Source organism: uncultured Desulfovibrio sp., from assembly GCF_949282365.1.
GTDB lineage: Bacteria > Desulfobacterota > Desulfovibrionia > Desulfovibrionales > Desulfovibrionaceae > Desulfovibrio.
In genome coordinates, this window is sequence record NZ_CASDOY010000003.1 from 70087 (window position 1) to 90406 (window position 20320).

15 protein-coding genes are annotated in these 20320 nt (G+C 66.7%); 1 reads left to right on the top strand and 14 read right to left on the bottom strand.

Annotated elements, in window-relative coordinates:
* Position 1: 1 nt before the first annotated feature.
* From rpoD to Q1X76_RS01950, 14 genes are all read right to left on the bottom strand, one after another.
* On the bottom strand, positions 2–1771 hold the full coding sequence (rpoD, locus tag Q1X76_RS01885; protein WP_300717685.1) for an RNA polymerase sigma factor RpoD: 1770 nt from the start codon (positions 1769–1771) through the stop codon (positions 2–4).
* Entirely contained in the window at positions 1758–3485 is a 1728-nt protein-coding gene (dnaG, locus tag Q1X76_RS01890; RefSeq protein ID WP_300717687.1) for a DNA primase, read from the bottom strand. The genes rpoD and dnaG overlap by 14 nt, the downstream gene beginning before the upstream one ends.
* A gap of 28 nt (positions 3486–3513) precedes the next feature.
* Complete coding sequence (locus tag Q1X76_RS01895) at positions 3514–5886, bottom strand: Smr/MutS family protein (RefSeq protein ID WP_300717688.1); 2373 nt, start codon at positions 5884–5886, stop codon at positions 3514–3516.
* A 7-nt stretch (positions 5887–5893) separates the two neighbouring features.
* Positions 5894–6349 (bottom strand): GatB/YqeY domain-containing protein, encoded by a 456-nt coding sequence (locus tag Q1X76_RS01900; protein WP_300717690.1) that lies wholly within the window; start codon positions 6347–6349, stop codon positions 5894–5896.
* A gap of 91 nt (positions 6350–6440) precedes the next feature.
* Complete coding sequence (gene rpsU / locus Q1X76_RS01905; RefSeq protein ID WP_040368982.1) at positions 6441–6644, bottom strand: 30S ribosomal protein S21; 204 nt, start codon at positions 6642–6644, stop codon at positions 6441–6443.
* A gap of 192 nt (positions 6645–6836) precedes the next feature.
* Positions 6837–7241, bottom strand: a complete 405-nt coding sequence (locus tag Q1X76_RS01910) for a YbjN domain-containing protein (protein ID WP_300717691.1) — start codon at positions 7239–7241, stop codon at positions 6837–6839.
* Positions 7242–7360: 119 nt separating this feature from the next.
* Positions 7361–7633, bottom strand: coding sequence for an HU family DNA-binding protein (locus Q1X76_RS01915; RefSeq protein WP_300717693.1), 273 nt, complete (start codon positions 7631–7633; stop codon positions 7361–7363).
* 89 nt (positions 7634–7722) lie between these two features.
* Positions 7723–8541: a 16S rRNA (adenine(1518)-N(6)/adenine(1519)-N(6))-dimethyltransferase RsmA gene (gene rsmA / locus Q1X76_RS01920; RefSeq protein WP_300717695.1), complete on the bottom strand. Its 819-nt coding sequence runs from the start codon at positions 8539–8541 to the stop codon at positions 7723–7725.
* On the bottom strand, positions 8541–10574 hold the full coding sequence (fusA, locus tag Q1X76_RS01925; protein WP_300717696.1) for an elongation factor G: 2034 nt from the start codon (positions 10572–10574) through the stop codon (positions 8541–8543). The genes rsmA and fusA overlap by 1 nt, the downstream gene beginning before the upstream one ends.
* A gap of 133 nt (positions 10575–10707) precedes the next feature.
* On the bottom strand, positions 10708–11598 hold the full coding sequence (locus Q1X76_RS01930) for a hypothetical protein (protein ID WP_300717697.1): 891 nt from the start codon (positions 11596–11598) through the stop codon (positions 10708–10710).
* Between the two features lie 10 nt (positions 11599–11608).
* Positions 11609–12475: a hypothetical protein gene (locus Q1X76_RS01935; protein ID WP_300717699.1), complete on the bottom strand. Its 867-nt coding sequence runs from the start codon at positions 12473–12475 to the stop codon at positions 11609–11611.
* Positions 12476–13519: 1044 nt separating this feature from the next.
* Positions 13520–14017: a hypothetical protein gene (locus tag Q1X76_RS01940; protein WP_300717701.1), complete on the bottom strand. Its 498-nt coding sequence runs from the start codon at positions 14015–14017 to the stop codon at positions 13520–13522.
* Complete coding sequence (gene argH, locus Q1X76_RS01945; protein WP_300717703.1) at positions 14014–15402, bottom strand: argininosuccinate lyase; 1389 nt, start codon at positions 15400–15402, stop codon at positions 14014–14016. Before argH ends, Q1X76_RS01940 begins: the two co-directional genes overlap by 4 nt.
* Positions 15403–15558: 156 nt before the next feature.
* Positions 15559–16767 carry an argininosuccinate synthase gene (locus Q1X76_RS01950; RefSeq protein WP_300717704.1) on the bottom strand — a complete coding sequence of 403 codons (1209 nt, stop codon included), beginning with the start codon at positions 16765–16767 and terminating at the stop codon, positions 15559–15561.
* Positions 16768–17077: 310 nt separating this feature from the next.
* On the opposite strand from Q1X76_RS01950, the gene carB reads away from it, so the two are divergent.
* The gene (carB, locus tag Q1X76_RS01955; protein ID WP_300717705.1) at positions 17078–20320 is read left to right on the top strand and encodes a carbamoyl-phosphate synthase large subunit; all 3243 of its coding nucleotides are present in this window, start codon (positions 17078–17080) and stop codon (positions 20318–20320) included.

The window sequence follows — 20320 nt, forward strand, 5'->3', positions numbered from 1 at the left end:
GCTAGTTTTCGTAGTAGGAGCGCAGGGGCTGGCTGCGTACGGGGTGGCGCAGCTTGCGCAGGGCCTTGGCCTCGATCTGGCGGATGCGTTCACGGGTGACGTTGAAGAGCTTGCCCACTTCCTCCAGGGTATGGTCGCTCTTTTCGGCGATGCCGAAGCGCTTGCGCAGCACCTGTTCCTCGCGGGGGGTCAGGTCGGCCAGCACGGCGGCCAGCTGCTCCGAGAGCTTGGTATTGATGACTTCCTCGGCGGGGGCCACGGCCTTCTTGTCCTCGATGAAATCGCCCAGGCTGGAATCTTCCTCGTCGCCGATGGGCGTTTCCAGCGAGATGGGCTCCTTGGCGATCTTGAGTACCTTCTTGACCTTTTCCACCGGATATTCCATGCGCTCGGCGATCTCTTCGGGCGTGGGGTCGCGGCCCAGTTCCTGCACCAGGTAGCGCGAGGTGCGGATGAGCTTGTTGATGGTCTCGATCATGTGCACCGGGATGCGGATGGTGCGGGCCTGGTCCGCGATGGCGCGGGTGATGGCCTGCCGGATCCACCAGGTGGCGTAGGTGGAGAACTTGTAGCCGCGCTGGTATTCGAATTTGTCCACGGCCTTCATGAGGCCGATGTTGCCTTCCTGGATCAGGTCGAGGAACTGCAGGCCGCGGTTGGTGTACTTCTTGGCGATGGAGACCACCAGACGCAGGTTGGAGCGGATGAGCTCCTGCTTGGCGCGCATGGCGGCGGTGTTGCCGCGCTTGATGCGCCAGAGCACTTCTTCAAGGTCGGTGACGTTGTGGCAGCATTTTTCCTGCAGGCGGCTCAGGATCTCGATTTTGCCGATGATCATCTCCTTGAAGGAGAAGAGCTCGTCCACGCTCAGCTTGAGCTCGCGGGCGGCGTCGTTGGGATTGACGGTGCGCTGCTCGAGGCCGGTGAACATCTCCTGGATCTCGGCCTGGGTGCGGCCGGTGGACAGGATGTAGGCGGAAAGGTCGCGCTGGCAGTTGTGCATCTGGCGCACATAGTCTTCCACCGTCTCGATGATGCGGTCGATGAGGGTCTTTTCCAGCTTGATGTCGCGCAGGCGGGTGACGATCTCTTCCTTGTAGCTGATGATCTCCTTCTGGATGGCGGTCACCTTGCGCTCAAGGGTGTTGCAGTCGTCCAGCTTCTTGTAGATCTTGCGTTTTTTCTTGAAGATCTGCTTGATCTCGTCCAGGAGCAGGATGACGCGCGAACGCTGGTTGAGCTCGTCTTCGCTGGGGTCGTCTTCCTCGATGGTCTTGACCACGTCCTTGAGCTTGATGCGGTTCTGGCGCAGGTCCTCGCCTACGTTGATGAGCTCTTCCACGGCCACGGGCACTTCCACCAGGGCGTAGAGTACGTCCTGTTCGCCCATCTCGATCTTCTTGGCGATGACCACTTCGCCGTCGCGGTCCAGCAGGGGCACGGCGCCCATCTCGCGCAGGTACATGCGCACCGGGTCGGTGCTGCGCGAGGAATAGTCGGCGGATTCCTCGTCTTCGGTCAGCTCCAGGGAGCCGTCCATGGTGTCGTCGTCGGTCTCGGCGGGCGTGGCGGAGATCTTCTTGCCGTCCTTTTCGGAATCGACGATGGCGATTTCCAGCTGTTCAAAAATGCCGATGATTTCCTCGAACTGCTCGGGGGTGTTCATCTCCACGGGAAGGGCCTTGTTGACCTCGTCGAAGGTCAGGTAGCCCATGCCCTTGCCCTTGGCGATGAGGCTTTGGATCTGCTGGATATCTTTAAGATTGCTCATGTCCCTGCTCCAAGGTTTCCTGCAGTGCGCGAAGATATTCCAAATCGGCGGCAAAGTCGCCGGAGCCGGTGTTCTGCCGCAGGGCGGCCGTCACGGACTGGCGCTGGTTCGCCGCGTAATAGGCATCAAGATCGTGGCGCAGGGCTGCCAGTTCCCTGTCGCCGTCGTCACGGGGGGCCGCCTCGGCGCCCCGGCAAAAGGACCAGAAATTTTTTTCGCGCTGGTCCAGATGGTAGGGGGCCTCGTCGGCGCCCCATTCTTCGAGTTTGTCCCACAACTGGCGGGCGATGCCCGACTGCAGGGCCAGGTCGGCCCCCAGATCCCGCAGATCGTCCAGCCTGTCGGGGTAGCGGACCGCGTACATCATGATCTGGCGGTCGCGCATGTTCTGCCGCGCCCGGCTGGGGCGCGCGTCCTGTCCGTCGGGGCCGGGACGCCTGCCGCCGGCCAGGCCCTGACGCAATTCGGTCTCGGAAAGCTGCAGATGGGTGGCCAGCCGCGAAACATAGGGGCTGACCAGCTCCGGCACTTCCACATGGCGCAAAAAATTCTTGGCCCAGTCCACGGTCTCGCGCGGGGCCAGGGCGCGCAGCACGTCCAGGCAGAAGCGCAGGCCGTCGGGCGCGCGGGCCTGCAGGGCCTCGAAGGCCTCCGGCCCCCGGGTACGCAGCAGGCTGTCGATGTCCTCGCCCTCGGGCATCAGGACCACAGTGCAGGCCAGACCGCGGGAGAGCAGCATCTCGCAGGAGCGCAGGGCGGCCTTGCGGCCGGCGCGGTCCCCGTCGAACAGCAGGGTGAGCTGCGAGGTGAAGCCCGAAAGGCGCTTGATCTGGTCCGGGGTCAGGGCGGTGCCCAGCACGCCCACGGCATTGTCGTAGCCGAACTGGTGCAGGGTCAGCACGTCCATGTAGCCTTCGGTCAGCAGGGCCCGTCCCTTTACTGTAATGCCTTTTCTGGCCTGGGCAAGGCCGTAGAGATGTTCTCCTTTCTTGTAGATGGGCGTATCGGAACTGTTGATGTACTTGGCTTCGTCCTCGTCCGCGATGATGCGCCCGCCAAAGGCGATGATCTGGTTGGAAAGGTTCTTGATGGGGAAGATGAGGCGGCCCCGGAAACGGTCATAGACCGAGCCCCGTTCCGAGCGTCCCACCAGCCCGGCCTCGGCGGCCAGGCGCATGTCGTAGCCCGCGCGCTGCAGGGCCAGATCCAGCGAGTGCCAGTCGCGCCGGGCCCAGCCCAGGCCGAAGCGTTCCACGATTTCCGGGCTCAGGCCCCGCCGCTGCACATAGGCGCGGCATTCCCCGGCTTCCGGGCTCTTGAGGGCCGCGGCGAAATGGGCCGCCGCCAGCTCGTACATGCGCAGCATGGTCTGTCGTGAGGAACGCCGCTGCCGGTCTTCCTCCTGCCGCTTTCTGTCCACGGGCCCGCGCTCCAGGGTGATGCCGGCCTCGGCGGCCAGCTGCTCCAGGGTCTCGCGGAAATCCAGGCCGTTGATGCGGCCGTAGAAATCGAAGATGTCCCCGGAGGCCTGGCAGCCGAAACAGTAGAACAGGCCCTGTTCCTCATTGACCGTGAAACTGGGCTTGGTCTCCTGATGGAAGGGGCAGGGCGCCACCCAGCGCGGACCGTTGCGCTTGAGGTCCACATAGCGACGCACGATATCCGTGATGTTGAGCCGCTCCTTGATGGCGCGGATGGCATCTCTGGACTGCATGGCTGCCCCCGCCGGTCGTCCGGCCGCGCTAGCGCAGGTTGACGATGGTCATGCCATCGCCGCCGCGATCTTCCGGGGCGGTGGCGAAACGGGCCACGGCCGGGAAGGAACGCAGGAAATCATGGATCTGGCGGCGCAGGGCGCCGGTACCGCGACCGTGGACGATCTCCACTTCACTGAAGCCGGAAAGCAGGGCCTTGTCCAGGAAGCGTTCCACTTCGGCCTGGGCCTGGTCGGCGCGCATGCCGCGCAGGTCCAGGCGCAGGGCCGGGGCGTCGTCCCCGGCGATGGCGGCCTTGACCGGCGAGACGCGCTGCGGCGCGCGGGGGGCCGCGGCGGGCTGGCCGCTCTGGCGCACGTCCTTCATGGCGGCCCAGAGGCTCACGCCGTTGAGGTCCACGCGCACGCGCTTGCGGCGCTCGTCCACGTCGGTCACCACGCCGCGTTTGTTGAACACGGTGTGGAAGACTTGCTGGCCGGGGCTGAAATGTTCGATCTGCGGCAGCACCGAGGTATCTTCCTGCACCACGGGCGCGGCCAGATCGGCGCGCAGGCGCGACATCTCCTTGAGGGCCTGTTTGTGCGTGGCGCGGCCTTCCTTCCAGGCGCGCATGAGCTCGCCGGCCCTGGCGCGCACTTCGTCGTGCAGGCGCAGGCGTTCCTTCTCTGTCTTCTCGCGCATGGCCTGGACGTCGCGGCGGGCTTTTTCCTGTTCCTGCCGCAGGCGGGCGATCTCCTGCTCGCGTTCGGAGGCCAGGGCGTTGAGGCGGCCCAGCAGGGCGGTGGTGTCCTGCCCGTCCTGCAACAGATAATGCTCCGCGCGGCGCAGGATGCTCTCGGGCAGGCCGTGCTCGCGGGCCACGTCCAGGGCCTGGCTGGCGCCCACCTGATCGTAGGCCAGCTTGAACAAGGGCTTCTTGCTCTGCGGGTCGAAGAGCACCGAAGCGGCCCGGGCGCCTTCGCGCGACAGGGCGTAGGTCTTGAGGGCCGGGAAGTGGGTGGCGGCCAGCACGAAGGTGTGCTTGTCCAGCAGGCCGTCCAGCACGCCCTGGGCCAGCGCCGCGCCCTGGGCCGGGTCGGTGCCGGCGCCGAATTCGTCCAGCAGCACCAGGCCCGTGCTGTCCAGATGCTTCCAGGCCTTGGCCAGATGGCGGATCTGGGCCGTGAAGGTGGAGACGTTGTCCTCCAGGCTCTGCTCGTCGCCGATGAAGGCGTCCACGCGGCCGAACCAAGGCAGATGGGAACCGGCGGCCGCGGGCACGGGCAGGCCGCTCAAGGTCATGGCCACGCACAGGCCCAGGGTCTTGAGGCAGACGGTCTTGCCGCCGGCATTGCCGCCGGTGATGATCAGGGCCCGCTCGCCGGGGCGCAGCACGATGTCCAGGGGGCGCACCGGCTGGGCGCCGCCTCTGGCGCGTTCGTCCTTGCGGGCGCGCAGTCCGGAGAGCACCAGCAGGGGGTGGCGCGTCTCCAGCAGGCAGATGCCTTCCTCCACAGGCGCGAGCGGTACGCAGCGGCCGTCGTATTCGGCGGCCAGGCGGCGTTTGGCCTGCAGGACGTCCAGCTCGGCCAAAAGCTCCAGGGCGGCGCGCGCCCCGGGCAGCTCGGCCAGCAGCAGGCCGCGCAGATAGGCCAGCACCTTGTGTTCTTCCTCGCGCTCCTCGCGTTTCAGCTCCTGGAGGCGGTTGTTGATCTCCACCAGGAACATGGGCTCGAAATAGCAGGTCTCGCCGGTCTGGGACCAGTCGTGGATGATGCCCTGCATGCGGCCCTTGAAGTTGGCCTTGAGGGGCAGCACATAGCGGTCCGAGGACAGGGTCATGAACTCGTCCTGCAGCCAGGCCAGCATGTTGTACTGCATGGCGTAGTCCTTGACGCGGCGCATGCAGTTCTGGTGCAGGCGGCGCAGCTCGCTGCGCACCTGGAAGAGTTCGGGCGAGCTCTCGTCGCGGATTTGGCCGTCATCGGAGATGCAGCGCACGAGGGCCGCGGTCAGCTGCACCGGCAGCGGGGCCTCCTGGGCCAGGGCCAGCAGGTGCGGCCACTGCTCCCCGGCCTCGGGCACGGCGATGGAGGCATGGGCGGCCTTGGCCAGCCGCAGCATCTCGCGCAGGGCCCAGAAGGCGTCGGTATCGGGCTGCAGGCCGGGCTTTTCGGCCACGCGCAAAAAAGCGCCCACATCGGGGAAAGAGCCCAGGGCGAAACCGCCCTCGCCCATGGGACGGGCGGCCCAGACGGCGGATTCGTCATAGAGGCGCGCCGCATGGGTGACGCGGGCGGCGTCTTCCAGCGGGCGCAGCTCGAGGGCACGCTCGCGGCCGGCCGGGGAAAGGCACAGGCCGGCGAGGTGCTCCGTGATCTGCGGGAATTCGAGCGCGTGGAGGGTGCGGCTGTGGATCATGGAAACTCTAGGCGGTCAGGCGGGCCTTGACGGCGGCGGAAAGGGCCTTGCCGTCCACGCGGCCCTTGTGGCCGGCCATGATGGCGGAGATGACCTTGCCCATCTCGCGGGGCGAGGTGGCGCCCACTTCAGCGATGGTGGCGTCGATGAGGGCGGTCAGTTCTTCCTCGCTCAGGGGCTTGGGCAGGTAGCTCTGGATGACGGCCAGCTCGGCGGCTTCCTTGTCGGCCAGATCCTGGCGGTTGGCGGCGGTGTACTGCTCGATGGAGTCCTGGCGCTGCTTGCCTTCCTTGATGATGAGGTCGAGCATTTCGGCGTCGTCCAGGGTCCCGCCGGGGCGGCAGAGCTCCACCAGGCGGTTCTTGACGGCGGTCTTGAGCAGGCGCAGGACGGTCAGGCGCACGGCATCCTTGGCCTTGTAGGCCTGGACGTAATCTTTTTCGATGCTTTCAAACAGGCTCATGGCGTTGGGAGGGGTAGGGGTGAAAAGAGGAACTGCGGAAGACCGCAAGGGCCTTCCGCAGTTCAAAGGTGACGTGCATGGGCCTGAAAAACTAGGCCATGTTCATCTTTCTGATTTTCTTCATCAGGCGCTTACGGGCAGCAGCCTTTTTCTTCTTGCGCATCACGCTGGGCTTTTCGTAGTGCTGGCGCTTTTTCATTTCGGAAAGCACACCGGCCTTTTCCACCTGCTTCTTGAAGCGGCGCAGCGCGATATCGAAGTTATAATCGTCTTCGTTCAGAAACACTCCGGGCACGAATATCACCCCCTCCTGCGGAAGCTCCGGCCATACCGGGCCTGACGACGCAGACGTCGTCGGACCCTGCTCGCGCAGGGTCAAGAACAGTTTTTTAGACCCGCATCTGAAAAAAAGCAAGCACTTTTTTCAGCACAGGCAGGAAGTGACGGCAAAGGGCGCAGGCCCCTGCCGGCAGCGACCCTTGCGGCCTTACTCGGCGTCGTCGTCATCACCCTGGCAGGCGTCGAAGACGCTTTCCTGCATGTCCAGCAGAAGCTCGACATAGCGGCGCAGGTGACGGCGGAAGAGTTCCGGCGAGGTCAGGGACTCCACGCAGAAGCGGATCTCGAAGCAGTCCTCCTCGATCTCGCCGATATAGGCCTTGGCGACCCTGTAGGCGCGGGAGGCTTCGGAAGCGGCGCTGTAGAAGAGTTCCAGCTGGTCCATGTCGTCCACTTCAAAGGCGCAGACCAGGGAGAAGAATCCTTCGTCCGCGTCATCGAGGAGCAGGGACAGGGAGATCTCCCCGGCGAGGAAGGAGATATCGCCGTCTTCGTCTATTTCAGGCTGGAAACCTTCTGCGGCCAGCGCGTCGAAGCAGAATTGTCTGTCCATGGGCGTGATCCTTGCGGCGGCGGGAGGGCCGGCCCGAACGGTGGCGGCGGCCCGGAGGGGCGTGGGGAAAAGATAAAACAGGCGGGGCCTGTTTTATCTTTTCGGAAAAAGGGGCCCTGCTAGTCCAGGGCGTCCTTGAGCATCTTGCCGGGACGGAATTTCACCATCTTGCAGGCGGGGATGGTCAGGGTCTCGCCGGTGCGGGGGTTGCGGCCCTGGCGTTCCTTGCGGGTCTCCACCACGAAGGTGCCGAAACCGGTCAGGGTCAGTTTGTCTTCCTTGGCCAGGGATTCTTCCACGGAAGCCAGGAAGGCATTGAGGGCGCGTTCGGCAGCGGCTTTGGTCAGATTGGCCTTGGCGGCAATCATTTCAACCAGGTCAGCCTTGGTCATTGGGGTATCCTCCTCTCTCGCCAGTGACATGCCGTGTCCGCCCGGGGCGGTCATCACTGGCGCTGTTTCGTGACTCTTGTGTCAGGCAATCAGTTTTTCATGGGGTTGTCAAGCAAGGAAGCCCCCAGACGGCTGAGCGCCTGGAAGTCCGCCACGCTGAGCTGTTCCGGCCGCAGGGCGGGCGTGATGCCCGCCTGCTCGATGGCGGCCGCCAGCCACGGCGCCAGCGGGCAGCGTCGGGCGATGCTGCCCAGCTGCTTGCGCCGCTGCTGAAAGCAGACCTTGACGACCAGGGCCAGCAGGTCCGGGCGGGCCGGGCGCTGCTCCAGGGGCAGGGGCTCGAAGGAGAGCACGGCCGAATCCACCTTGGGCGGCGGGCTGAAGGCCCCCGGGCCCACGATGAATTCCATGCGCGGCCGGGCGAAGCTCTGCACCCAGACCGACAGGGCCCCGTAATGGCCGCTGCCCGGCGCGGCGGCCAGGCGCTGGCCCACTTCTTTCTGGACCATGAAGGCCGCGCGCACCAGGCCCGTGGCGCGGGAGAACAGGTCCCACATCATGGGCGAAGCCACGTTGTAGGGCAGGTTGCCGATGATCTTCCAGGGCCTGTCGGGCGTGATGCGGCTCCAGTCGAAGCGCAGGGCGTCGGTCAGCACGGCCTGGGTACGCTCCGCGCCCAGACGCTGGCGTTCGGCGGCCCAGTGGCTGTCCTTTTCCAGCAGCAGCAGCCGGGCATGGGGCTGCTCCTCGATGGCCCGGGTCAGGGCGCCGGGGCCGGGGCCGATCTCGATGATGCGGTCCGTTTCCCGGGGCAGCAGCAGGGAGGCGATACGGCGGCAGATGCTCTCGTGGCGCAGGAAGTGCTGGCCCAGGCTCTTCTTGGCCTTGGGTTGGGTACGGTCGTTCATCAGGGCAGGTCGAAGCGGTCAAAGGTGAGCACGAGCCCGGCGCGGCCCTGGGTGGCCGAACGCAGGGAGGTGGAAAAACCGAACAGCTTGCGCAGCGGCGCCAGACCGCGCACATGCTTGAGCCCGGCGCGGTCCTCCAGGTCTTCCACCCGGCCCCCGGCCGTGCCGAACAGGCTGATGGCCGCGCCCAGGAATTCGTCGGGCACGCTGATCTCCACCTTCATGAGCGGTTCCAGGGCCACGGGAGAGGCGGCGGCCAGGGCCTCGCGCAGGGCCATGCCCGCGGCCATGTGGCAGCCGGGCACGGTGGTCTGGCCTTCGCGGCGTTCCACGGCGGTGAGGGCCACTTCCACATCCTCCACGGGATAGCCGGTCAGGGCCCCGCTCTGCAGGGCGTCGCGCACGCCTTCCAGGGCGGCGTCCAGCAGGGCCCTGGGCAGCAGCTTGCGCGCCTCGTTCTCGTCGGCGGGCAAAAAGTCGCCCACCAGCACCCGATTGCCCGTGCCGCGCGGCAGGGGGCGCACATGCACGGCCACATGGCCGAAATGATGTTCCTTGCCCAGCTCGCGGTCGAATTCGCCGTCGCCGTCGGCCTCCTTGCGCACGGTCTCGCGCAGGATGACCTGCGGATGTCCGGCGCGGGGCGAGATGCCGTATTCGCGCGTCATGCGTTCCAGCAGCACGTCCAGATGCAGCTCGCCCATGCCGGAGACCATGCGGCAGGCCGTCTCCTCGTCGGTGCGGACCTCCAGGGTGGGGTCCTCGGCGGCGTAACGGGCCAGGGCCTCGTCCAGCACCTTGCCTTCGTCGGCGTTGCGCGGTTCCAGGGCCAGGGTGATGACCGGCGCGTAGGAGTCTATGGCCTCCAGGGCCAGCAGGCGGCTCTTGTGGCAGTAGGTGTCGCCGGTATGCGCACCGCGCAGGCCCACCAGGGTCACGATCTCGCCGGCGGCGGCGCTTTCCAGCTGCTCGCGGCGGTCGGCATGCATGCGGTAGATGCGGCTGATGCGGTCCTCGCCCTTGCCGCCGGCATTGCTCAGGGCGTCGCCTTCGCGCAGGCTGCCGGCGTAGACGCGGGCGAAGGACAGCTTGCGGCCGTTCTCCATGAGCACCTTGAAGATCAGCACCACGGCGGGCGCGGCCGGATCGGGGGGCACGGGCACCTCGTTGCCGTCGCTGTCGCGGCCCACGGGCGCGGGCACGTCCAGCGGCGAGGGCAGGAGCCCGCAGACGGCGTCCAGCACGGGCTGCACCCCGCTGTTGCGCAGGGCCGAACCGCAGAGCACCGGGGTCACGGCCCGGCTCAGGGTGGCCCGGCGCAGGGCGGCGCGCACGTCGTCCGGGCCGTACTCCCCGCCCAGATAGAGTTCCAGGAAGGTCTCGTCGGCCTCGGCCAGATGTTCCAGCAGCTGTTCCCGCCAGGGCTCGGCCGCGGCGGCCTCCTCCTCCGTCCAGGGGCGGCGGGTCACGGTGCGGCCCTGATCGGCCTGGTCGAAATCAAGACGCTCGCGGGCCAGCAGGTCCAGCACGCCGTCGAAGGCCTCGCCCTGGCCGTTGGGGATGGTCAGGGGCAGCGGATTGGCGCCCAGGCGTTTTTTCATGCCTTCCAGCACGCGGGCGAAATCCGCGCCCAGGCGGTCCATCTTGTTGATGAAGGCGATCTTGGGCACGCCGAAGTTCTCGGACTGCCGCCAGACCGTCTCGGACTGCGGCTCCACGCCGGCCACACCGCAGAAGACGCCCACCGCGCCGTCCAGCACGCGCAGGGAGCGTTCCACCTCGATGGTGAAGTCCACATGGCCGGGCGTGTCGATGAGGTTGATGGTGCAGTCGTTCCACTGGCAGGTGGTGCAGGCGGACATGATGGTGATGCCGCGTTCCTGCTCCTCGGGCATGTAGTCCATGGTGGCGGTGCCGTCGTGGACCTCGCCCAGACGGTGGATCTTGCGGCTGTAGTAGAGCATGCGCTCCGAAAGCGTGGTCTTGCCCGCGTCGATGTGGGCGATGATGCCGATATTGCGGATGTTCTTCATGGCAGTCTCGTCAGCGTATGGACCGGGACATTCCGGCGGGGTGGCGCAAGTATGCGCTTTCCCGCCGCCGCGCGCAAGCGGAGGGACCCGTGGCGACTGTGATGTCGCGCTGCTCCGGTCCTGTTCGGCCAGCTCACAGCAGGCTGAAGGCCCGGTGATGGCAGCGAAAAAAGTCCGGTCCCAGGCCCGGATGCAGCCAGAAGGCCTCGCAGCCGGGAGTGAGCAGCAGCTCCACGGGCATGTCCCCTGGCGCAACGGCCAGCCGGGCGGCTCCCTCCCCGTCCAGCAGGGCGGCGGGCAGGCGGTCGCCGGGGGCTGTGCCGCCGTCGAGGACGGCCCGGGCGTCTGCGCCGCGCAGGGCGTTTGCCACGATCTCCGGGCCGTGGGCAAAGGCCAGCAGTTCCGCGTCCACGGCATCCGCCTGCGGCAGCAGGAGCAGGGGCAGGGCGTCCTCGCTCCAGACCCGGCCCGGCAAACGGGAGCGCCCGGGCAGGGCGGCCCTGTCCAGGCCGTGCAGCAGGACCACGCGGCAGCGGGGCAGCTCGTCCGTCAGGCGCACGAAGTCGCCAGCGGCGAGGGCAAAGGCGTCTTCCACGCCGGCCAGCTCCAGGGTCACCAGCACTTCGGGCGAAGGCTCGCCGCCGATACAGAAGGCGCCCGTCAGCGGCACCCCGGCCAGGATGGCGGGCATGAGGGCCGCCGCCAGACGGGCAGGCGAACGCAGCGAGGCAGGGAAGGCCACCAGGGCGTGCGCTGCCGGTCCTTCCGCGGACGTGCGGCGGAAGCCCCGGCGGGGGAAGCGTTCGTCCCGGCAGGCGGTGACGTCCGTATCACCGTGATGGGCATGATGCAGGGCCAGGGCGGTCTTGACGGCGGCGCGCAGATGCGCGGGCGTGGCTTCATAGGCCGCGGCGCGCGGCGCGTCCGGCACCCGGGAGCCTTCCAGCCAGCGGGGCCAGCAGGGACCGCCGGCTTCTTCCGCGAAGATGTCCTCGCAGTCGGGGGGCGTGCAGATGCTGTCCATGCGCAGGCTCCTACAGGCTGTCGCAGGCCAGGGCGCAGAGGCGGGCCTCCATGAGGCGACGGGCGGCCAGCCGTTCCGGCCAGAAGGCTGCGGCGCGGCGCAGGGCGGCTTCCGAAGCCCGGTCGGCAGGCGACAGGGCGTGCCAGGAAAGCACGGCGGCATCGGGCGTCGCCAGGTCCAGCAGCTCGTCGCTCAGGGGCCAGCCGCTGGTCAGGGGAGAGGAGGCGCACTGTTCCGGTCCGTGGCCCATGTACACGGCATGGGCGTTTTCCAGCACCAGTTCGGGGTCGCGGCTCAAAAAGATCTTGGCCCCAGCCCGCAGGGCCATGTCCAGCAGGCCGTGGTCGGGCTCGCCCCATTCGGGCAGGGCCATGAACAGTTCGAAGGGCGCGTAGATGGCGGCCGTGATCAGGTCGCAGGCCAGACCGCACTGGGCGCCGCCCAGCCAGGACAGACGCAGGTGTTCCCAGTCGCCGTGCCGTGCCGCCAGCAGGAAAAGGTCCGCCAGACACTGGCCCGGCGCGCCCCTGTCGTTGCCCGCGTTGACCACGGCACCGGGCAGGCCGGCGGCCAGACAGTCCAGGGCATTGCCCCTGAGGCCTGCGGTCAGGCAGAGATCGGCGTGGGCGTAGAGCGGGGCCTGCAGGTCACAGGTGGCCATGTCCTGCGTCCAGAGGCGGGGGGGCAGCAGGTCCACGTCCATGCCCAGTTGACGGGCCGCGGCCGTGGCGGTCAGCACGTCCTGCGTGTCCGCGCCGTCAGCGGCCAGCAGCAGGGCCGTCTTGCCGGTCAGGGGGGCGGGCCGGCCCTCCATCTGCACCAGTTGCCAGAAGGTGGACTGTCCCAGATCACGGATGCGCAAGATCTGCCGGGCCATGATAACTCCTTGTGCTGTACTTGAAGGCGGAGGGGAGGGGACGGAGGGGAAAAGGAGACCTTTTGGAGAAGCGTCAGCTCTCCCTCTCCGGGCTCCCCACCGCCCTTGCCCAAATTTTTTCTTCAGATCGTGGGACTGTGTCGCGGCGCGCCGGGCAGCCCTCCCGCCCCGCTCCCCGGATACCGTGGAGGGGCGTGTCCTGCTGGGAGGACGTGCGCTCCCCGCACATCGTCGTCATGTCTGTGGCGGTACAGACAGCTCCTTCCCCCCTGACAGGGAAACGCGCTTCCCGAAAGCCTGCGGGGAAGGCATGCGGCCGTGCGCACGCGGCTTTGGACGGAGGCAGGACCAGGGCCGTTCCTTCCCGTGCCGCCAGCGCACGGCGGCGGCAAAGGCCGGGCGCACAGCCGGGCCTTTGCTCCTGACTTTCGGAGCCAGACGGGCAGCAGCCCGGCACAGCGAACAGTCTGGACAAATCCTGCGCTATGGTCTGCCACAAATCAAGAAGATTTCTGTTTTTTGCGGGCAGGGCCTGTTGATGCGGGACAGACGTCCTCTTTTGGGCCGCAAGGCAGGAGCGGGGGAGCGCCCTGCAAGACGGCAAGAGGCTGCTGGGCCGGGGGAGGGACGGCAAGATGGCGTGGGCAGCGGAGACGGCGGGGAAAGGCCGGGCAAAAGGCGGGAAGGGGCGGTGCCGCTATCCGGGGATAGTCATGGGCTCTGTACGGGCCGCGTAAAAAAACATGTGTGCCGCGCCGGAGCCGCGAGGGCACCGCTGCGTTCCGGGCCGGCGGACCAGGGTATCCTTTGGCATGATGCAATACGGGTCAGGCCTGCGTTGCCGTCTGCAAAAACTCCTTTCCCCAAGAAAGGTCGCCGGAGAAGGGGGAGCGCGAGCCCGGGCGGCCCGTCAGGGCCGTGCCCGTTGTGACGCAGGAAGCCGTGGGCATCGAACACAACAAAGCCCGGGGGAAGGGAAAACTCCCGTGTTCGGCGAGGTCTTCCCCCTCCCCCGGGGCATCCGTCTTGGCTGTAGTCTCCTGTTCAGCGCCGGGAGCATTCCCGCCAGCGGGCATTGAGCAGGAAGTGGGCGTCGGTCTGCACGCCGGGATCCTTCATGGCCCTGGCGGCGAAGGCGCCCCAGGGCAGGGTGGCGCAGTCGCCGGCGGCGCTGCGGGCGATGCGCATCAGCTTGCCCTCGCGTTTGTGCTCGTCGAACAGGAGTACGGCGGCCACGCAGGCGGCGTCGAAGCGGCCCATGTCCAGGGCCTTGTCGATGAGGGCCGCCAGCCGGGCGTCCTTGCTGTCGTGGCTGGCGAAGCCCGTGGACGCATTGGTGATGGATTCCCGCAGCAGCTTGCCTTCGGGGTCGGCATCCAGATCGATGTGGTAGGTCTGGGCCACGGCCACGAGGCCGGGCTCCAGCGGCGGCACATCGGGTTTGTCCAGGTGGCGCCACAGCCAGGTGCCCAGCACGGCCGCGCCCATGACCGCGCAGAAGATCAGGGGCACTTTCCAGCCGGTGGCTTTCCGGGGGCTCATGCGCGCTCCTGCAGCCACGCACGCAGCTGCCCGATCTGGCGGGCCACGGAACGGGGCCCGGTACCGCCGGGGGTCTCGCGGCGGCGCACGGCGGCGGCGTAGTCCAGCACGGCGTAGACGTCTTCGTCGATGCGGGCGTCCAGCTGCCGCAGGTCGTCCAGCGAAAGGTCTTCCAGGCCCTTGCCCTGCTTTTCGGCCAGGGCCACGGCATGGCCCGTGACGTGGTGGGCCTCGCGGAAGGGCAGGCCCTTGCCCACCAGATAGTCGGCCAGTTCCGTGGCGTTGAGGAAGCCGCGGGCGCAGGCGGCGCGCATGCGCTCGGTGCGGAAGGTCAGCTCGTCGAGCATGCCGGCCATGAGCATCAGGGAGGCATCCACGGTGCGGTCGGTATCCAGGAAGCCTTCCTTGTCTTCCTGCAGGTCGCGGTTGTAGGTCATGGGCAGACCTTTCATGATGGTCAGCATGCCCATGAGCGCGCCGTAGACGCGGCCGGTCTTGCCGCGCATCAGTTCGGCCACGTCGGGGTTCTTCTTCTGGGGCATGATGGACGAGCCCGTGGAATAGCCGTCGGAGAGCTGCACGAAGCCGAAGGCCGGGTTGGCCCAGATGATGATCTCTTCGCAGAGGCGGGAGAGGTGGGCCATGATGCAGGAAGCGGCGAACAGGGCCTCCAGCACGAAATCACGGTCGGAGACGGCGTCCATGGAATTGCCGTAGATGCCGTTGAAGCCCACCTCGTCGGCCACGCTCTGCGGGTCCAGCGGATAGGTGGTCCCGGCCAGGGCGGCGGAGCCCAGGGGCGAGACGCGCACGCGCTTGAGCACATCGTCCAGGCGCAGGCAGTCGCGGCGGAACATCCAGGCATAGGCCAGCAGGTGATGGGCCAGGCTCACGGGCTGGGCGGGCTGCATGTGGGTGCAGCCGGGCAGGATGTCGTCCTGATGGCCGTCGGCGCGGGCCACCAGGGTGGCGCAGAGGTGGGCGGCGCGCTGCTGCCAGACCTTCAGGCGGTCGGCCACGAACAGGCGGAAGCTCAGGCCCACCTGGTCGTTGCGGCTGCGGCCGGTATGCAGTTTTTTGCCCACGTCGCCGATGAGCTCGGTGAGGCGGGCCTCGATGTTCATGTGCACGTCTTCCAGCGCCGGTTTCCAGATGAAGGCGCCGGATTCGATCTCCTGCTTCACGGCCTCGAGGCCCTTGATGATCTGCTGGGCCTCGTCCGGGGTGATGACGCCCTGACGGCCCAGCATGCGGGCATGGGCCTGGGAGCCGCGGATGTCCTGGGCGTAGAGGGCGCGGTCATAGGTCTGGGAATCGGTATAGGCCGCCACGGCCTCCCTGGGGCCTTCGGCAAAGCGGCCGCCCCAGCTCTGATTGGTGCTCATGGAAAGATCTCTCCGCCCCGCGGGGGCCGGTCTGCGCCCGGAAAAGGCGCGATGACGAAGGACCGGGAGCGCGATCCCGCAAGGCTGTGGCGCGGACGGGGCTCCCGGAGGGAAAAACAGGGCGGACGGGCTGCCCCGTCCGCCGTGAGGAAGGACTTACTTGCCCAGCTTGTTCTGGACCGCGGCGTACATGCCGAGGCGCAGGCAGTTGAGGCGGATGAAACCGGCGGCGTCCTTGTGGTCGTAGTTGCCGCCTTCGAAGGTGGCCAGGTCTTCGGAGAACAGGGAGAAGGGAGAGGTGCGGGCCAGGGGCCACACGCCGCCCTTGTAGAGCTTGGCGCGCACGGTGCCGGTGACGGTCTCCTGCGACTTGTCCATGAAGGCCTGCATGGCTTCGCGTTCGGGCGAGAACCAGTAGCCGTTGTACACGGCATGGGAGTAGGGCACGGCCAGCATGTCGCGCAGCTGCAGCAGTTCGCGGTCCATGCACAGGCCTTCCAGGTCGCGGTGCAGGGCGTAGAGCAGGGTGCCGGCGGGGTTCTCGTACACGCCGCGGCATTTCATGCCCACATAGCGGTTCTCCACCATGTCGTCACGGCCGATGCCGTGCTTGCCGGCCAGTTCGGCCAGGGTCTTGATGATGGTGTAGGGCGACATCTTTTCGCCGTTGACGGCCACGGGATCGCCGTGCTCGAAGCTCACTTCGATGATCTCGGGCTCGTTGGGGGCCTGTTCCACGGGCACGCAGCGTTCGTGGCAGGATTCGTGGGGCGCGTTGGCCGGGTCTTCCAGTTCGCTGCCTTCGAAGCTGGTGTGCATCATGTTGGCGTCCATGCTGTAGCGCTTGGCTTCCTTGGAGATCGGGATGCCGTGCTTTTCAGCGAAGGCATTGAGGGCGGTGCGGGACATCAGGTCCCATTCGCGCCAGGGGGCGATGACCTTCAGGTCCGGGGCCAGGGCCTTGGCGGCGAACTCGAAGCGCACCTGGTCGTTGCCCTTGCCGGTGGCGCCGTGGGCGATGGCGTCAGCGCCTTCCTTGCGGGCGATGTCCACCAGGGCCTTGGTGATGATGGGGCGGGCGATGGAGGTGCCCAGCATGTAGCGGTTTTCGTACCGGGCGGCGCCGCGCATCATGGGGAAGACGAAGTCGCGGGCCATTTCTTCGCGCAGGTCCACCACATACGCCTTGGAAGCGCCGGTCTTGTAGGCTTTGGCTTCCACGCCGCTCAGGTCTTCGGGCTGGCCGAGGTCGGCGGTGACGGTGATGACCTCGCACTTGTAGGTTTCGATCAGCCACTTGAGGATGACGGAGGTGTCCAGGCCGCCGGAATAGGCGAGCACAACTTTTTTGATGTCTTTGTTCATCGTAAGGCCTCGTAAAAGGGATTGAGAGGCAAGAGTATTCTCCAAAAGCCGCGCCTTGGCAAGTGCGAAAGGGGGAAAGCCCGGCGGCGGGCGCCTGGGACGGGGCGGCACAGGCAGCGGACAGGGGAGGGCGCCGCCGGGACGCCCGCCGGGAAAACTGCCCGGCATCTTGACGAAGGCGGCGCGAGCGGATAAAAAAAATCGTTTTAACCGGATGACTTTTGCGCAATGCGCCATGTGGCGGCGTGAAAGGTGCCCGGAGGGGCAGGGCCGCACCCCTGCGATTTTCCCAACCATACAGGAATATCCAATGCCCAAACGCACGGATCTACACAAAATTCTGGTTATCGGCGCAGGTCCCATCGTCATCGGCCAGGGCTGTGAATTCGACTATTCCGGCTCCCAGGCCGTGAAGGCCCTCAAGGAGGAAGGTTACGAGGTGGTGCTGGTCAACTCCAATCCCGCCACCATCATGACCGACCCCCACATGGCCGACGCCACCTATATCGAACCCATCGAGCAGCAGACCCTGGCGGCCATCATCCGCAAGGAACGCCCGGATGCCCTGCTGCCCACCCTTGGCGGACAGACGGCGCTCAACGCCGCTCTTGGTCTGGCCAAGAGCGGCGTTTTGGCGGAGTGCGGCGTGGAGCTCATCGGCGCGCGTGCCGAAGTCATCGAAAAAGCCGAAAGCCGCGAGCTGTTCCGTCAGGCCATGGAGAACATCGGCCTCAAGGTGCCCGCCAGCGGCATTGCCCACAACATGAGCGAGGTGCGCGCCCTGGGCGACGTGCTGCCCTTCCCGCTCATCATCCGCCCGGCCTTCACCCTGGGCGGCACCGGCGGCGGCATCGCCTACAATATGGCCGACCTGGAAGAAGTGGCCGCCCACGGCCTGTCGGCCAGCCCCGTCTCGGAAGTCATGATCGAGCAGAGCGTGCTGGGCTGGAAAGAGTTCGAGATGGAAGTCATGCGCGACAAGAACGACAACTGCGTCATCGTCTGCTCCATCGAGAACGTGGACGCCATGGGCGTGCATACCGGCGACTCCATCACCGTGGCCCCGGCCCAGACCCTGACCGATGTGGAATACCAGATGATGCGCGACGCCTCCTTCGCCATCATGCGCGAGATCGGCGTGGAGACCGGCGGCAGCAACGTGCAGTTCGGCATCAATCCCGACAACGGCGAGATGGTCGTCATCGAGATGAACCCCCGCGTGTCGCGTTCCTCGGCCCTGGCCTCCAAGGCCACGGGTTTCCCCATCGCCAAACTGGCCGCCAAGCTGGCCATCGGCTACACCCTGGACGAGCTGCGCAACGACATCACCCGCGAGACCGCGGCCAGCTTCGAACCGGCCATCGACTACTGCGTGGTCAAGATCCCGCGCTTTACCTTTGAGAAATTCCCCGGCGCCAAGGACGAGCTGACCACCTCCATGAAGAGCGTGGGCGAAGCCATGAGCATCGGCCGCACCTTCAAGGAAGCCCTGCAGAAGGGCCTGCGTTCCATGGAGATCGGCGCTTCGGGCCTGGGCTTCAACTTCCGCCGCGAGCTGCCGTCCCGTCCCGAGATCATGGCCGGTCTGCGCAAGCCGCATTCGCGCCGCATCTTCACCCTGCGCCAGGCCCTGCTGGCCGGCGTGAGCGTGCAGGAGATCCACGACGCCTCCGGCATCGACCCCTGGTTCATCCGCCAGCTGCGCGATATCGTGGACATGGAGAACCGCATCCGCGACTTCGGCCTGGCCAACGACATGACGCCCCTGAACCCCGAGCTGCCCGAGATCCTGCGCGAGGCCAAGGAATACGGCTTCTCCGACCGTCAGCTGGCCGAGATGTGGAAACGCCCCGAGACCGACATCCGCCGTCTGCGCAGGGAAATGGGCATCACGCCCACCTTCTATCTGGTGGATACCTGCGCCGCGGAATTCGAAGCCTACACGCCCTACTATTATTCCACCTATGAAAAGGGCGACGAAGTGCAGACCAGGGACTGCCGCAAGGTGCTGATCCTGGGCGGCGGCCCCAACCGCATCGGCCAGGGCATCGAGTTCGACTACTGCTGCTGCCATGCCTCCTTCGCCCTGCGCGACGCGGGCATCATGGCCATCATGGTCAACTCCAACCCCGAGACCGTGTCCACGGACTACGATACCTCCGACCGCCTGTACTTCGAGCCCCTGACCTTTGAAGATGTGATGAACATCGTGGAAAAGGAAAAGCCCGAGGGCGTCATCGTGCAGTTCGGCGGCCAGACTCCGCTGAACCTGGCCGTGCCGCTGATGCGCGCCGGCGTGCCCATCCTGGGCACCTCGCCCGACGCCATCGACCGCGCCGAGGACCGCGAACGCTTCCAGGCCCTCATCGAGAAGCTGGGCCTGCTCCAGCCGCCCAACGGCACCGCCATGGATCTGGACCAGGCGCTGGAAGTGGCCGAGCGCATCACCTATCCCGTGGTGGTGCGGCCCAGCTATGTGCTGGGCGGCCGCGCCATGGCCGTGGTCTATGACAAGGAAGAGCTGGTGGACTACTTCCGCGAGCAGGTGCCCGAAAAGCCCGAGCATCCCATCCTCATCGACAAGTTCCTGGAACATGCCGTGGAAGTGGACGTGGACGCCCTCTCCGACGGCAAGGACGTCTATGTGGCCGGCATCATGGAACATATCGAAGAAGCCGGCATCCACTCCGGCGACTCGGCCTGCGTGCTGCCCTCCTTCTCGCTCTCCTACGACCATGTGGCCCTCATCGCCGCCCAGGCCGAAGCCCTGGCCCGCGAGCTCAAGGTGGTGGGCCTGATGAACATCCAGTTCGCCATCAAGGGCGACGACCTCTACATCCTGGAAGTGAACCCGCGCGCCTCGCGCACGGCCCCCTTCGTGTCCAAGGCCACCGGCGTGCCGCTGCCCTACATGGCCACCCAGGTCATGCTGGGCAAGACCCTGGACGAGCTGGACCCCTGGAGCATGCGCCGCGGCGGCTTCACCTGCGTCAAGGAAGCCGTGCTGCCCTTCCAGCGCTTCCCCGGCGTGGACATCATCCTCGGACCCGAGATGCACTCCACCGGCGAAGTCATGGGCATGGGCGGGGACTTCCCCGAAGCCTACTACAAGAGCCAGCTGGCTTCCGGCCAGGACCTGCCGCAGTCCGGCAACGTCTTCCTCTCGGTCAATGACCGCGACAAGCCCATCCTGCCCGAAGTGGCGGCCATGTTCGCCGATCTGGGCTTCCATCTGCTGGCCACCAGCGGCACGGCCCGCTTCCTGCGCGAGCAGGGCCTGGAAGTGGAAGAGGTGCTCAAGGTCTATGAGGGCCGTCCCAATATCGTGGACCGCATGATCAACGGCGACGTGGCCCTGGTCATCAACACGGCCTCGGGCAAGAACACGGCCCGCGACTCCAAGTCCATCCGGCATACGGCCGTGAGCTACGGCGTGCCCTACTGCACCACCGTGGCCGGTGCCAAGGCCTCGGCCATCGCCATCGGCAAGCGCCGTGAAGACACGCATGTGGAAAGCCTGCAGGAATACTACGCGCGGGAAGCGCGGGGGTAA

What these genes read in the sequence shown, in the direction of transcription:
- carB (WP_300717705.1), top strand. Translation starts at nt 17,078, where the DNA reads ATGCCCAAACGCACGGATCTACACAAAATTCTGGTTATCGGCGCAGGT.
- rsmA (WP_300717695.1), bottom strand. Translation starts at nt 8,541, where the DNA reads ATGAACGACCGTACCCAACCCAAGGCCAAGAAGAGCCTGGGCCAGCAC.
- Q1X76_RS01895 (WP_300717688.1), bottom strand. Translation starts at nt 5,886, where the DNA reads ATGATCCACAGCCGCACCCTCCACGCGCTCGAATTCCCGCAGATCACG.
- argH (WP_300717703.1), bottom strand. Translation starts at nt 15,402, where the DNA reads ATGAGCACCAATCAGAGCTGGGGCGGCCGCTTTGCCGAAGGCCCCAGG.
- rpoD (WP_300717685.1), bottom strand. Translation starts at nt 1,771, where the DNA reads ATGAGCAATCTTAAAGATATCCAGCAGATCCAAAGCCTCATCGCCAAG.
- Q1X76_RS01900 (WP_300717690.1), bottom strand. Translation starts at nt 6,349, where the DNA reads ATGAGCCTGTTTGAAAGCATCGAAAAAGATTACGTCCAGGCCTACAAG.
- Q1X76_RS01930 (WP_300717697.1), bottom strand. Translation starts at nt 11,598, where the DNA reads ATGGACAGCATCTGCACGCCCCCCGACTGCGAGGACATCTTCGCGGAA.
- Q1X76_RS01915 (WP_300717693.1), bottom strand. Translation starts at nt 7,633, where the DNA reads ATGACCAAGGCTGACCTGGTTGAAATGATTGCCGCCAAGGCCAATCTG.
- Q1X76_RS01950 (WP_300717704.1), bottom strand. Translation starts at nt 16,767, where the DNA reads ATGAACAAAGACATCAAAAAAGTTGTGCTCGCCTATTCCGGCGGCCTG.
- Q1X76_RS01910 (WP_300717691.1), bottom strand. Translation starts at nt 7,241, where the DNA reads ATGGACAGACAATTCTGCTTCGACGCGCTGGCCGCAGAAGGTTTCCAG.
- Q1X76_RS01935 (WP_300717699.1), bottom strand. Translation starts at nt 12,475, where the DNA reads ATGGCCCGGCAGATCTTGCGCATCCGTGATCTGGGACAGTCCACCTTC.
- fusA (WP_300717696.1), bottom strand. Translation starts at nt 10,574, where the DNA reads ATGAAGAACATCCGCAATATCGGCATCATCGCCCACATCGACGCGGGC.
- dnaG (WP_300717687.1), bottom strand. Translation starts at nt 3,485, where the DNA reads ATGCAGTCCAGAGATGCCATCCGCGCCATCAAGGAGCGGCTCAACATC.
- Q1X76_RS01940 (WP_300717701.1), bottom strand. Translation starts at nt 14,017, where the DNA reads ATGAGCCCCCGGAAAGCCACCGGCTGGAAAGTGCCCCTGATCTTCTGC.